Annotated in this window: 14 protein-coding genes; 8 read left to right on the forward strand and 6 right to left on the reverse strand. The window is 70.5% G+C overall.

Translation table 11 applies throughout. The annotated features are described in order from the left end of the window. Positions 1–445: 445 nt before the first annotated feature. The 3 genes from AB0J93_RS26295 to AB0J93_RS26305 form a co-directional block, all read right to left on the reverse strand. A complete protein-coding gene (locus AB0J93_RS26295; RefSeq protein ID WP_363924998.1) occupies positions 446–1,930 on the reverse strand; it encodes a S1 family peptidase in 1,485 nt (494 codons plus the stop codon). A gap of 276 nt (positions 1,931–2,206) precedes the next feature. Continuing rightward, positions 2,207–2,854, reverse strand: a complete 648-nt coding sequence (locus AB0J93_RS26300) for a methyltransferase domain-containing protein (protein ID WP_363924999.1) — start codon at positions 2,852–2,854, stop codon at positions 2,207–2,209. Next, entirely contained in the window at positions 2,851–3,498 is a 648-nt protein-coding gene (locus tag AB0J93_RS26305; protein WP_363925000.1) for a TetR/AcrR family transcriptional regulator, read from the reverse strand. The genes AB0J93_RS26300 and AB0J93_RS26305 overlap by 4 nt, the downstream gene beginning before the upstream one ends. Positions 3,499–3,797: 299 nt before the next feature. On the opposite strand from AB0J93_RS26305, the gene AB0J93_RS26310 reads away from it, so the two are divergent. The 3 genes from AB0J93_RS26310 (at position 3,798) to AB0J93_RS26320 (ending at position 6,197) form a co-directional block, all read left to right on the forward strand. Further along, a complete protein-coding gene (locus AB0J93_RS26310) occupies positions 3,798–4,571 on the forward strand; it encodes a hypothetical protein (RefSeq protein WP_363925001.1) in 774 nt (257 codons plus the stop codon). Between the two features lie 174 nt (positions 4,572–4,745). Next, positions 4,746–5,456, forward strand: a complete 711-nt coding sequence (locus tag AB0J93_RS26315) for a VOC family protein (protein ID WP_363925002.1) — start codon at positions 4,746–4,748, stop codon at positions 5,454–5,456. Positions 5,457–5,546: 90 nt separating this feature from the next. Further along, complete coding sequence (locus tag AB0J93_RS26320; protein WP_363925003.1) at positions 5,547–6,197, forward strand: hypothetical protein; 651 nt, start codon at positions 5,547–5,549, stop codon at positions 6,195–6,197. A gap of 36 nt (positions 6,198–6,233) precedes the next feature. Here the strand turns inward: AB0J93_RS26320 and map are convergent, their stop codons facing one another. Continuing rightward, entirely contained in the window at positions 6,234–7,052 is an 819-nt protein-coding gene (map, locus tag AB0J93_RS26325) for a type I methionyl aminopeptidase (RefSeq protein ID WP_363925004.1), read from the reverse strand. 76 nt (positions 7,053–7,128) lie between these two features. Between map and AB0J93_RS26330 the strand changes: the two genes are divergently transcribed. After that, positions 7,129–7,395: a helix-turn-helix transcriptional regulator gene (locus AB0J93_RS26330; protein ID WP_363925005.1), complete on the forward strand. Its 267-nt coding sequence runs from the start codon at positions 7,129–7,131 to the stop codon at positions 7,393–7,395. A 25-nt stretch (positions 7,396–7,420) separates the two neighbouring features. Further along, positions 7,421–7,921 (forward strand): hypothetical protein, encoded by a 501-nt coding sequence (locus AB0J93_RS26335; RefSeq protein WP_363925006.1) that lies wholly within the window; start codon positions 7,421–7,423, stop codon positions 7,919–7,921. An 85-nt stretch (positions 7,922–8,006) separates the two neighbouring features. Here the strand turns inward: AB0J93_RS26335 and AB0J93_RS26340 are convergent, their stop codons facing one another. Further along, positions 8,007–8,426, reverse strand: coding sequence for a DUF4259 domain-containing protein (locus AB0J93_RS26340; protein ID WP_363925007.1), 420 nt, complete (start codon positions 8,424–8,426; stop codon positions 8,007–8,009). Between the two features lie 146 nt (positions 8,427–8,572). Here AB0J93_RS26340 and AB0J93_RS26345 point away from each other — a divergent pair, with 146 nt between their 5' ends. After that, positions 8,573–9,259, forward strand: a complete 687-nt coding sequence (locus tag AB0J93_RS26345) for a DNA alkylation repair protein (protein WP_363925008.1) — start codon at positions 8,573–8,575, stop codon at positions 9,257–9,259. A 251-nt stretch (positions 9,260–9,510) separates the two neighbouring features. Beyond that, positions 9,511–10,335 (forward strand): SAM-dependent methyltransferase, encoded by an 825-nt coding sequence (locus tag AB0J93_RS26350; RefSeq protein WP_363925009.1) that lies wholly within the window; start codon positions 9,511–9,513, stop codon positions 10,333–10,335. A gap of 31 nt (positions 10,336–10,366) precedes the next feature. Here the strand turns inward: AB0J93_RS26350 and AB0J93_RS26355 are convergent, their stop codons facing one another. After that, a complete protein-coding gene (locus AB0J93_RS26355) occupies positions 10,367–10,888 on the reverse strand; it encodes a hypothetical protein (RefSeq protein ID WP_363925010.1) in 522 nt (173 codons plus the stop codon). 237 nt (positions 10,889–11,125) lie between these two features. On the opposite strand from AB0J93_RS26355, the gene AB0J93_RS26360 reads away from it, so the two are divergent. Further along, a complete protein-coding gene (locus AB0J93_RS26360) occupies positions 11,126–12,943 on the forward strand; it encodes a serine/threonine-protein kinase (protein ID WP_363925011.1) in 1,818 nt (605 codons plus the stop codon). Positions 12,944–12,980: the final 37 nt, after the last annotated feature.

Below are 12,980 nucleotides of genomic sequence, written 5' to 3' on the forward strand. Positions count from 1 at the left end.
CCTGCAACTGCTCTACCAAGGCCGCTCCCCCAACTCCGGCGGCGACTACGGCCTCCTGCCCTACCGCCCAGGAGTACTGACCCTGCAACGCTGACCGACTCTGGGGATTGGTCCGGACCCGACATGGTGTCCGGACCAATTCTCGTCCTGCCGGCTTTGACCTGGCCCGGTGTCGCCGGGCATCGCGATCTGCGCCGCGCCTGCCCTCCGGCCGTCATCAGAAGTCCGCCCAGTCCGGTCACGAACGCCAGACCGTCGGAGGCCCGTCCCGATCGCGCGGCCAGCCGGATTTCGGTACGCCTCCGGCGTGTCCGCCGGCCGCTGGTCGAACAGAACCAGAGCACGCGCCGCGGGTGTCGGATCAGGGCCTCGACCGGTCACCGGTGGGCACGCCAAGCGGCGGGGTGCGGATCGATCCGCACCCCACCGCCGGGTCGTCGAAGGGTCAGGGGTTGGTGATGCCCAGCGAGTAGCTGCCGGAGCCGCTGTACGCGTGCACCTCGAAGCGGTAGTAGCCCGCCGTGCCGTTGTAGGTCAGCGACTCATCCGGCCCGGCGCTGTAGGAGCCGGCCACGTCGACCCAGGCCGATCCGCTCCACTTCTGCAGGTAGAGGTCGAAGTCCACGCCGGTCGGTCCGTCCAGGCAGCCGCGGTGGGTGCCCGAGGTGGACGAGTAGTAGTAGCTGCCGTTCGGCTGGTACCGACTCTGGCCGGAGGAGATGCTGCCGGTGTAGGTCGACTCGTAGCCGCTGCACCCGGTGGGCGGCGGCGGTTCGTTGCCGCCGCCACTGGTGCGCAGCGTCAGGCCGTACGCCGAGAGGATCTCGTTGACCGGCTGGAAGTAGGTGGTCCCGCCGGAGGAGCAGTTGCCGGAGCCGCCCGAGGTCACACCCTGGGCCTGCTGGCCGGACAGCCACGAACCGCCCGAGTCGCCCGGCTCGGCGCAGGCGTTGGTGCGGGTCAGCCCGCTGACCGAGCCCTCGGCGTAGTTGACGGTCTGGTTCTTGGCCTGGATGGTGCCGCACCGCCAGCCGGTGGTCGAGCCGGAGCGGCAGACCGCCGCACCGACGGCGGCTTCGGTGGAACCGGCCACCGTCACGTTGCCACCGGAGTAGTTGTTGACCCACGGCTGCGGCGTCCAGTTCGAGTTGGTCTGGACCCAGCCGTAGTCGTTGCCCGGGAACGACGAGCCGCGGAAGGTGCCCTGGGCCACCTGGTTGTAGCCCTGGGTGGCGGTGCCGGTGCGGCCGCAGTGCCCGGCGGTGACGAAGCCACCGGTCACCGAGAACCCGACCGAGCAGCGCCCGCCCATGTAGTAGGCGTCGCCGCCACGGACGTCGTAGAGCACTCGGGGAGCCTCGGTGGTGCTGACCACCCGGACCGCGGTGGCGTCGACGCGGCTCGTGCGGACGAACTCCGCAGCCGTAGCGGTGTTCCCGCTGGCGAGGACCACGACGGTGTTGGTCGTGACGTCGACGTACCAGCCGGGAACCGCGCCGGCCGGCGCCTTGGCGGCGTGCCGGTCCAGGGTCGCCTTGATCCGGTCCAGCTCGACGCCGCTGCGCTCGACGATCGTCGCCCGCGCACCGGCGGCCTTGACCCGGTTGGCTGCGGCCTTTCCGGTGACGGCGACGACCAGGCCGTCGGCGGTCATCCAGCCACCGGCGTACGACGATCCCAGGGACCGGCGCAGGCTGGCGTCCGTCCTGGTTCCCTTGTCGTCCCGGGCGATCCGGGTGCGCGCCTCGGTCGGGCTCAGGTCCAGGTCACGCTGCATCGCGGCGAGCATCTCCGACGATGCGGCCGCCACGGTGGCGGTGGCGGTGTCGGGGGTGGGCAGCGGGGCCGCTGCGGCGGGGGTTACCGCGACGGCGATGGCACCGACGGGCAGCAGGATCGCTGCTGCCGCGAGGGTGAAGACTCGTCTCATCTAGTTGCCTCCTGTGGAAACGGCGGCGCGGATCGGGGGTGCGCCGCGATCGGGGCGGGGTTGTCCCGCCGCGCTCCGCCCTCGGGGTTTGGGCGACGGTGCTGCGGGTGTCGCAGCCCGTTGACCTGGCCGGTGCCGCTGCCGGGCGCCTCGGTGGGGCGCCAGCCGGATCAGGTGGGCCACCGCCAACCTAACCGGAATCCATAGGATTTGATCTATATCAGTTAACTCATATTAAGGCGAGTAATGCTCGACTCTCTGGCGGACGCCGGCTACTCAGTCGGACCTCACCGCGTGTACGCGTTCGACGGTGCCGGCCTTCGACCGCTCGGCCTCGACGATCGTGAACCCTGCCGCCCGTACCAGTGGCAGCTGGCGGCGGGTGAAGTGCTCGCCGGCCGCGCGTATGGTGAGCCGTTCAAGGAGCCACTGCGCGGCGCGAACCGCTGGCCACGTACTACCGATGTGATCCAACAGGAGCAGCCGGCCGCCGGGCACGAGGACGCGTTTCATGTCGTCGATCGCCCGCGCCGGGTGCGGGATGCTGCAGAGTGAGAGGGTGCAGACCACGGTGTCGAACGATGCGGGTGCGAAGGGCAACTCCTCCGCGTCGCCCTCGCGCAGGTCGACCGCGCGGCCGAGGTCTGCGGCACGCCGCCGCGCGATGTCCAGCATCGCCGGGCTCAGATCGACGCCCACTACCGTCGCGTCCTGGGGGTAGTACGGCAGGTTCCGACCGGTGCCGATGGCGACCTCCAGCACCCGCCCACGCGCGCGGGCACCCAGCCATTCGCGGCCACCAGCGAACTGGACCCGCTCGAAGAACGCGATCTGCTTGTCGTAGCTGGGTGCGGACCTGTCCCACACCCGCCGCTGCTTGGCCGTCGGCGTCTCGGCAATATTCCTCTTGGCGGGGCTGTTCATGATGATGGTCCTACCTGCTCGGCGGGATGGGGAAGGGCGCAGTCCACATCGGAGTTAGCCGCGGCACCGATCACCCCCATGACCGCCTTGCGGACTCGGGTGGCAGCTCTCGCGGGATCGGGCTGACCGGCGTCGAGCCAGGCGATGATGGCCTCGATGGCCACCACCGGTGCAAGCTGCGCAGCCCAGCCCGCCAGTGCCTCGTCCGGTACGACCGCCGAGATCTGCGGGTACGCGGCGACGGTGATGTCGGAGTGGAACTTCTCGATGCGTTCGTTGAACTCTGGCTCGCGTAGGGCGTGCTGAAACAGCAGTCGGAATCCGGCGGGGCACTCGACCGCTGCCCGGATGAGGCCGTCGATGCTGGCGTCGCTGAACCCACCGACCGGCTCGTCGACGTGAGCCTCCAGCCGGGCGCACATCTGGTCAAGGACCGCCTGGTAAAGATCGGTCTTGGAGTCGAAATGCCGGTAGAGGATCACTCGCGTGATCCCGGCCTCGGTGGCGATCTCGTCCAAGCCGGTGGCCGCGAACCCGTTGCGCGCGAACGCCTCGGTCGCGGCGGCCAGGATCTGCTCGCGGCGCTGAGCGCGAGGCAGGCGGCCTACCCGCTCTGGTTGTTCACCGGCCACCTCGACCTCCACCGTTGTCGATGCTCGCGTGTACTTAAGCACGTGTGTACTTGAAAGTACACAACGTGGCGGTGGCCGGTCGTGCCGGCTCCTGTTCGGCGGCGGCGCGCGAAGAAATTCAGCATCTGCTATATATGGGAACGCTTCCAAGCGTGACGCGGTGGGGGCGAGGTGGATCGGGGCTTTCGCGGCCAACCCGGGCTGCCAGGTCTTCCGCCGCTGCCCGTAGCCCTTGGAACGTCACCTGTCCGGCGTCGGACGCCGTAGCCCTGCCACGTCGCCGTGGTGGGAATCAGCTCCTGGAGGAGAACATGCGCAGCCTTCTTGCCACGTTGACCGCCCTGATGGTCGGCGTCACGGTCGGCAGTGTCCCGTCCGACGCCGCGGGTGCCTCCCACCGAGGCTCCTGCGCCCGGCACATGCTCTTCTGCGAGGACTTCGAGCGCCTGCCGCCTGGCGGCGCCAGCACCCTGGACTGGGGCATCGACACACGCAACGGCACGCTCACTGTGGAGCGTGCCCGCCGTGGCAACCAGGTGTTGCACATCCACACGGTCGACAACGGACGTGCCTTCCTGCGCGTCGAAGATTTCGCCGCGCCCGGCAATCGCTTCTACGGCCGGATGCGGCTGCGCGTCGACGCCTTCCCCACCGGCCCCGACTGGGCGCACTTCACCCTCGTGGAGGCGACCGGCACCGGCAGTTCGGAGATCGTCCGTCCGATCGGCGGGCAGTACGCACCCACGGTCCCCGGAATCTTCTGGGGGGTCGGCGCAGACGGCGGGCCGACCGGCGACTGGACCAACTGGCGCGAGTCCGCCCCGGTCGTCGAGGACACCTGGCAGTGCTTCGAGTGGCAGCTCGACCCTGCGGACAACCGCGTCGCGGTGTGGATCGACGGGGTGGCGAACCCGGAGCTGACCGCCTCCACCACCGAACACGGCGGCAACGACGTGCCGTTCATCCTGCCGACGGTGAACACCGTGAAGATCGGTTGGCAGCTCTACCAGGGTGGCACGACCCCGGGCGAGTTCGACCTCTGGATCGACGACATCGCCCTGTCCACCAGGCGTCTCGGCTGCTGACCCGCAGGGCGGGTGAAAGCGTGGTACGGGCCAGCGGATTTTCATCGCCGCTGGCGATCGCGCAGGCTCGCCGAATATTCGGCTGTGCCCGGCACCACGCTTTCTTACGCTGCACCCGGACGGGCGACGAATGGCGCGCTGGCGAGTGCGGTCAGCCGACGATCGGGGGATGCAGTGACGTGTCAGCTGACAGCGGTCTGTTTCGATGCGAGCGGGCCGCTGCGGCTGGCGCAGTTCTGGGCCGGGCTGCTCGGCCGGGAGGTCGTCCACGACGCCGGCGGCGCGTTTCTCCCGGGCACGGACACGCAGCTCGGCCTCCGGTTCGTGGCGAGTCGCGCGGAGCGGGTGGGGGAGAACCGCTTGCACCTGCATCTCACCAGCGCCAGCCTGGCCGACCAGCAGCAGACCGCGGCCAGGGCGCTCGCCCTCGGCGCCGGCCACATCGACCTCGGGCAGCGCCCGGAGGAGGGGCACATCGTGCTGGCCGACCCCGAAGGTAACGAGTTCTGCGTGATCGAGCCGGGCAACAAGTTCCTCGCCGGTTGCGGATTTCTCGGTGAGATCGCCTGCGACGGCACCCGGGAGGTCGGCCTGTTCTGGAGCGCGGCGCTGCGTTGGCCGCTCGTGTGGGATCAGGACCAGGAGACCGCCGTGCAGTCACCGCGTGGCGGCACGAAGGTCGCCTGGGGTGGTCCGCCCGTGGCACCGAAGCAGGGAAGGAACCGGCAGCGCTTCGACCTTGCTCCACCCGCCCACGGTGCTCGGCGGTCGGAGGTCGACCGGCTGGTGTCCCTCGGCGCCACGCGGCTCGAGGTCGGCGAGGACGGCACGGTCATGCTGGCCGATCCCGACGGCAACGAGTTCGGTGTGCTGACGCCCCGATAACCCACCGGGCGGGCGTCGACCGGTTCCTGCCGGCCCAGGCCGCACGGCTGCGGACGGTGGGTCGAATGTCGACAGGGATATCGTCGGTGAGTGGCAGGCCAACTACCGGACGGCGGCGTCGAGGTGTCGCTCGACGAGATCGAGGCCCGCTGGGCCGCCTGCTGGACACCGCAAGAGGTAGCACGGCGCCTGGCCGGGACCGCCGTGCCCTGGTACGTCGCGGGCGGCTGGGCCCTGGACCTGTTCCGTGGCGAGCAGACCCGCGAGCACCACGACATCGAGATCGGTGTGCCAGCCGGAGCGTTCCCGAGCATCCGCGAACACTTTGCCGACTTCACCTTCGACGCCGTCGGTGCGGGGCGGATCTGGGAAGCGGCGACGCCGCAGGTGCTCAGCGCCACCCGACAGACGTGGCTGCGCGAGCCGGCAACGGGACGTTACCTGCTTGACGTCATGCGTGAGCCACACGACGGCGAGGTGTGGATCTGCCGGCGAGACGCGACGATCCGGCTGCCCTATCCCGAGATCATCCGGCGCGGCCCGGACCGGATTCCGTACCTGCGCCCTGAGCTGGTCCTCCTCTTCAAGGCCAAGCACGTACGCCCCAAGGATCAGGCGGACTTCGACGGTGTCGTTTCACTGCTGACCCGTACCCAACGCGACACGCTGTCCCGGCTGCTGGGGCGGGTACATCCGGGACATGCCTGGCTGGCGGCCCTGCGGGTGGGCGACAGCCGGTGAGACGGCGGTCCGGCCGACCGCACCGGGTTGCGCCGGTCAGGAGTGGGAGGCGGACTTCTCGGCGGGATCGGCGGGGCCGGCGCCGTGGGCGGGACGGCGGGTCAGGACCCGGGGGCCGGAGTCCGTGACGGCGACCGTGTGCTCCGAATGGGCGGTGCGGGAACCGTCGGCCGACCGGATCGTCCAGCCGTCCTTGTCGTACCTGATTTTGTCGGTGGACCGGCAGAGCCAGGGCTCGATGGCGATGGTCAGGCCGGGGTCGAGTTTCAGGCCGCGACGGGGGAGGCCGCTGTTGGCCACGTGCGGGGCCTCGTGCATGGTGCGACCGATGCCGTGACCGCCGAACTCGGCGTTGACCCGATAGCCGTAGGAGTGGGCGACCTCGCCGATCGCGGCGGAGACATCGCCCAGGCGGCCGCCGGGCTGGGCGGCCGTTATGGCGGCTTCCAGTGCGACCTCGGTGGCCTCGATCAGCCTCAGGTCGGCCGGGTCGGGGGTGCCGACGATGACGGAGAGCGCGGAGTCGGCGACCCAGCCGTCGATGCCGACCGCCATGTCGATGCTGAGCAGGTCGCCGTCCCGCAGGACGTAGTCGTGGGGGAGACCGTGCAGCACCGCGTCGTTGACCGACAGGCAGAGCACGTTGCGGAACGGACCACGGCCGAACGAGGGGGCGTAATCCCAGTAGCAGGACTCGGCACCGCGTTCGTTGATGCGGCGGCGCGCATGGTGCTCAAGGTCCATCAGGTTGACGCCGACCGCGGCGACACCGCTCAGCTCGGCCAGCAACTCGCCGACGAACTGGCCGGTCACCGCCATCCGATCGATTTCCTCGGCCGACTTGAGCTCGATCATGAAAGCCTCCCTCTTCCCTGCGGTATTTTTATACCACGTCGCGCTGGGGCTGCTCGGGAGGGGATATCCTGCTGGCATGGTTCGCCAACCACTGACCGCCGAACAGATCGCCGCGGGCCAGCGCCTCGGAGCCGCCCTGCGGGCCGCCCGGGCCGGCCGCAGCCTCGTCGACGTGGCCCTGGCAGCCGGCATCTCCCCCGAGACGCTGCGCAAGATCGAGGCGGGCCGGCTACCCGCGCCGGCGTTCGGCACCGTGGTCTGCCTCAGCCAAGCCCTCGATGTCCCCCTCAGCGACCTGGCCGAGGTCTGGCGGGCCGACATGCCCGTCCGGCAGGCGTCCTAGGGTCCCTGCCGACCTTGTGCGTCCGTTGAATCCCCACCGCGCGGGACGGCCCGACGTACCCGTCATCTTCCTGGACCTCGACGGCGTACTGAATCCCTTCGCGGCACCGACCTGCCCTGACGGCTACCAGGAACGTGTCCTCTTCGACGGGGAAGACCCGCAGCGCTACTGCGTGGCGCATGCCGACTGGATCCGGGAACTGGCCGTCGCCGGGGAGCTGTGGTGGGCGACGGGTTGGGGCGAGGACGCCAACGAGCTCTACCTGCCGCTGCTCGGCGTCGGGCCGCTGCCGGTGGTCGGCTTCCCACCGGTGCCGTTCGATCCTGAACTCAAGGTGCCGGCCGTGGATGCCGTGGCCGCCGATCGACCGGCAGCGTGGCTCGATGACAACCACACCGCCGTCGGCCAGCGGTGGGCCGCTGCCCGTTCGGTACCGACCTTGCTCGTGTCGATCGATCCCGCGATCGGTTGGACCCGCGCGGACGTCGAGCGCGTGCTCACCTGGGTGGCATCCCTGCCCAGGTGAGCACGGATCGCACGGATTCCCGAGAGGCCCCCGTCCTACCTCATCGAGCCGTGATTTAGTCGACCGCAGACCCACCCGTCCCGGATCAGGCCGTCAGTGTCCGGCGCAGCTCACGGACGGTGTCGAAGGCCCGGTTGTCGTCATCGGCGAATGCCTCCTGCCACAGGTCGTGCCATTCGGAATTCGCGGACATGATCCGGTCGAGCGCGCTCGCGGCCAGCGCGGGCAGGTCGGCGGGCAGGTCGAGTCGGCCACCGTCGCGGAGGACCTCCGGCGCGTACGGTGAGCTGATGGGTTGCCCACCGGGCAGGTGCGCGGCCACGATCGCGGCCGCGGCAATCGCCTCGCAGGCGATGTCGGCGTCGAGGTAGTCCTGCTCGACGGCGGCCTCGTTCAGGGCCTTGCGGACCAGCGCCGGACGCTGGGTGGCGTCGGCCTTATCGAGGTCGCCACACCAGTCGGCGGCGGTGTCGTTGTCGAACGGTCCGCTGTCCCAGGCACCCATGAAACCTCCCACGATCGGTTGCGCGGCATTCTGGCACCGCCCACCGACAGGCTTCGACACCCGCGATCCGGCACCCGGACGCGGGCAGTCACCCACGGTGCACTTCGTCGTACGCTTCCGTGGCGAGTGACGAACAGGGGGTCGAGGTGGCCGAGACGACGTTGACCGGGACGACGGTGGCGCAGGTGATGGCGGAGCTGGCCGAGCTTGCGGACCCGAGGACGCGCAAGGTGAACGAGAGGCAAGGTGACGACCACGGTGTGAACCTCAGCAAGCTGCGCGCCGTCGCGAAGCGGCTGAAGACGCAGCAGGACCTCGCGTGGCAGCTGTGGCAGACGGGCGACACCGCGGCGCGACTCCTGGCGATCCTGATCTGCCGTCCGAAGGCGTTCGAGCGCGGCCAGTTGGACACCATGCTGCGCCAGGCGCGGCGACCCAAGGTGCACGACTGGCTGGTGAACTACGTGGTGCGGAAGAGCCCGCACTGCGAGGAGCTGCGCCAGACGTGGTTCGTCGATCCGGATCCTGTGGTGGCCAGCGCCGGCTGGGCGTTGACCACCGACCGGGTGGCCGCGAAGCCTGAGGAGCTTGACCTCACCGGGCTGCTCGACATCATCGAGGCGGAGATGAAGGACGCGCCGGACCGTCTGCAGTGGGCGATGAACCACTGCCTGGCGCAGATCGGGATTGCGCACGCCGAGCACCGTGCCCGCGCGATCGACATCGGGGAGCGTCTGGGAGTGCTCAAGGACTATCCGACCTCTCCGGGCTGTACCTCCCCGTACGCGCCCACCTGGATCGCCGAGATGGTGCGCCGACAGCACGGTAGGTGACCAGATCCGCACCATGCGTCGGTCGCCGGATGTTCGGCACACCGCGGTACAGGTCAAGGCTGAGGTGGACCGGCGTGAGCGTGCCGGCAGACATACCACTTAGGATGGTCGGCGGTGTCTGCCGCAGAATGTCGATCACGGTGCGGCGGCGACGCCGACCGAACACGCTTGGGCGCTTGGCTACACTCGGTCCGGCGCTCGGCCCGAGCGGTTCGACCGACTGTGATCCGGTGTGGACGAGGAGACGAACTGTGGCGAATGAAGAGGTGGCACCGTCCGGGGTCGACATGAGCGTGCCGAGCATCGCGCGGGTGTACGACTTCATGCTCGGCGGCAAGGACAACTTCGCGGTGGACCGCGCCGTCGCCGAGCACGCGCTCAGGATCACGCCGGACGGCCCGCAGGCGGGCCAGGCGAATCGGGCCTTCCTGCGTCGGGCGGTGCGCTTCCTCACCGAGCAGGGCATCGGCCAGTTCCTCGATCTCGGTTCCGGTCTGCCCACTCAGGGCAATGTGCACCAGGTGGCCCTGCGCCACGATCCGCAGGCACGGGTGGTCTACGTCGACAACGATCCGATCGTGCTGGCGCACGGTCGGGCGCTGCTGGCCGACGCCGGAACCGCGACGGTGGTCCAGGCCGATATCCGGTCGCCGGAGGCCATCCTGGAACACCCGGAGGTCCGTCGGTTCCTGGACTTCGACCGCCCCGTCGGGCTGTTGCTCTTCGCGATTCTGCACCACCTCACGGACGACGAGGACCCGAAGGCGGTGGCGGCGAGGCTGATCGACGCCCTGCCGTCGGGCAGCTACGTCGCGATCTCCCACTTCCGTGATCCCGGGGACCGGCACCCGGATGCCTCCCGGAAGGCGCGTGAGGTCGAGCGCATCTTCAACGAGTCCCTCGGCACCGGTCGTTGGCGTACCGACGAGGAGATCCTCTCCTTCGTCGAGGGCCTGGAGGTGCTGGAACCGGGCCTGGTGCCGGTGGCCGCGTGGCGACCGGACCCGGAGGAGACCGCACCGGAGCAGAGCGACACCTACCACACCTTCGTCGGGTTGGTCGCCCGCAAGCCGTAGTACCGCGGTGCGGCCGCCTGCGCGGATCCCGTCACCGCCACACGGTAACCTGACTGGCTACCAGTGCCTTCTGTCCTTCGAACGGGCGGTAGGCCGCCGGGTCGGTCAGGTCGTGGCGGGCCGCGAGGCTGCGGTACGAGAAGCGGACCACGGTCCCTTCCACGCTGAGCAACTGCGGCGGGGCCGCCTCCACCGCCTGCCGGGTCAGCACGAGCAGGGTTCCTTCGGTCAGGTCGATGTCTCGTACGATGATCGCGCGCTCGTCGATGATCCGGTCCACCGCCGCGGTCACGGTCAGCGCGGCACCGACCTCGACCCGCGCCAGAGTGTCCGGCGGGCTGGTGCCGGTGGACGGAGGTGGCGGTTCCGCCACCGGCTCGCGGGCGCAGCCGGTGACGGCCAGTACGGCCGCCAGCGCGGTGGCGACCGCCGCGTGCCGGACGCCGTGCGGAACGGCACCTCCTCGGCCGCCCCGCACGACCGGATGGACTGCGAGGTCGCCGGCAGCGCGCACATGTCGCGTGGTCCAGCGGGCAAGAGGTCGGTTGCGCATGTCGTCGCCTCCTCGAGACAGGGCCTTTTCCCAGAGATGCCCTGCGGGATGACGAGTGCCGCGCGAACGTGTGACGGTCGCGTGACATCACGAATCGAGGCTTACCAACTGGTTGACCAGGGGTTTTCCCGCCTCCGGCCGGGGGTAGCGCGATAGTCGACCAGGGCGGTGACCGACGCGATCCGCCGACGGGACACCCCGCCGGGGGTGCGCGACCGGAGCGGGAGGTTGTGGCTCGTGCGTTGTCTGCAGCGGCGTTACCGGCTCGACGAACCGGTCGGCCGGGGCGGCATGGCCACCGTCTGGCGCGGCTACGATCTGCGGTTGCAGCGTACCGTCGCGGTGAAGCTGCTGTCGGCACCGCTGCTGGGCGACCCTGCGGCCCGCGACCGCATCCGCCGCGAGGCGCTGGCCGCCGCCCGGCTGGACCACCCTGGCGTCGCCCGGGTCTACGACTACGGCGAGCAACGGCACCTGACCCGCACACCCACCCCGTTCCTGGTGATGGAGTTCGTCGCCGGATCGACGTTGGCCGCCCGTCTCCGTGCCGCCGGCCCGCTGCCTGCAGACGAGGCGCTGCGGATCGGTCAGCAGGTGGCGGCGGCACTCGCCGCCGCGCACGAGCAGGACATCGTGCACCGGGACGTCAAGCCCGGCAACATCATGCTCACCGACAGCGGCGTGAAGGTGGTCGACTTCGGTATCGCGGCCGGCGCGGGTGACGACCCGGCGGAGCCGGACGGGCAGGTGTGGGGCACCCCGAGCTATCTGCCGCCGGAGTTGACCGCCGGAGCGGAGGCGGTACCGGCGGGTGACGTGTTCGCCCTCGGCGTCGTCCTCGCCGAGTGCCTCACCGGTCAGGCTCCCCAGCGGTCCCCGCACGAACCGGTGTCCGTCCCCAGCGTCGAGGGGCTGTCCGCCTCCCACGCGTACCTGATCGGTCGGTGCCTGGCGACCGATCCGGATCGGCGTCCCGGCGCGGCCGAACTCGCCGAGGCACTGGCCGGAGTGACCGTGACCCTGCGGCCGGCACCGGATTCCGCGCCCAACCCGGTCGCCGCACCCACCCGGGCGGTCGCCGGCCCCACCAGGCCGGCCGACGGCCGGGCCCGGCGGTCGGCCGGCGCCGCGCGGCGTCGCGGGCTGCTGTTCGCCGCGCCTGCCGCAGCGGCGGCAGCGCTGGCCGGGATCCTGCCGGGACTGGTCACCGCCAACGAGGGCTCGGCCGATCCGCAGGCCACCGAGACCGGCTGCGCCGTGCAGTACCGGGCCCAGCAGGCGGCCGACGGTCACTTCATGGCGCAGATCAGGGTGACGGGGACCGGGCAACCCTCAGCCGGGCAACCGGCGCTGACCTTCACCCTGCCGGCCAGCCAACACCTCCTCGACGTGCGGGGCGCTGCCTGGACGCACGACGAGCAGCGGGTGACCCTGCGGCTGGCCGAGCCGTCGGAACCGGGCACGGGCGTGACGGCGACCCTGCACGGCCGCGTCGAATCCGGCGGGCACGAGACACCGGAGCGGTTCAGCCTGGCGGGTGTCGCCTGCGAGCATGCCGACACGCACGTACGGACATCGGTCCTGGCCTCCGCGTCGGCCGAGCCGTCGGCGTCGACGGAGGGGCCTTCCCGGGGCCGGTCGGGTACGCCCGACGGGGACCACCTCTCGCCGAGCGGCGGCGGGGGCGGATCGGGTCGACCCGACGTCCAGCCGTCCGGCGCACCATCGGCGACGCCGTCTGGTACGCCGACCAGCTCGACGCCGACCGCGTCCGGTCCGTCGGACTCGCCGAGCCCGTCGACCACCACCAGCCCCACGTCCAGCCCGTCGGCGACCACCAGCCCCACGCCCAGCCCGTCGGCGACGTCGAGCCCGGCGACGACCTCGCGTCCACCGACGCCGTCCCCGCCGCCGGGCCCGACCTCACCGCCGGCCACGGACCCACCCGAAACCGCAGCTCCGACCCCCGAACAGACATCACCCACCGCCTCGGTGACCTCCGCCACGTCAGCGCCTGCGGACGAGGGTGGGGACACCGGCGACACGAACACCTGATCCCGCGAAAACTTGATTCATTCCAGAAGAGTCGAGT

Source organism: Micromonospora sp. NPDC049374, from assembly GCF_040677165.1.
In the GTDB taxonomy this organism is placed as follows: Bacteria; Actinomycetota; Actinomycetes; order Mycobacteriales; family Micromonosporaceae; genus Micromonospora.

Coding starts and splice junctions, on each gene's coding strand:
- AB0J93_RS26330 (WP_363925005.1), top strand. CDS start 7,129: ATGGTTCGCCAACCACTGACCGCCGAACAGATCGCCGCGGGCCAGCGC.
- AB0J93_RS26355 (WP_363925010.1), bottom strand. CDS start 10,888: ATGCGCAACCGACCTCTTGCCCGCTGGACCACGCGACATGTGCGCGCT.
- AB0J93_RS26295 (WP_363924998.1), bottom strand. CDS start 1,930: ATGAGACGAGTCTTCACCCTCGCGGCAGCAGCGATCCTGCTGCCCGTC.
- AB0J93_RS26340 (WP_363925007.1), bottom strand. CDS start 8,426: ATGGGTGCCTGGGACAGCGGACCGTTCGACAACGACACCGCCGCCGAC.
- AB0J93_RS26300 (WP_363924999.1), bottom strand. CDS start 2,854: ATGAACAGCCCCGCCAAGAGGAATATTGCCGAGACGCCGACGGCCAAG.
- map (WP_363925004.1), bottom strand. CDS start 7,052: ATGATCGAGCTCAAGTCGGCCGAGGAAATCGATCGGATGGCGGTGACC.
- AB0J93_RS26310 (WP_363925001.1), top strand. CDS start 3,798: ATGCGCAGCCTTCTTGCCACGTTGACCGCCCTGATGGTCGGCGTCACG.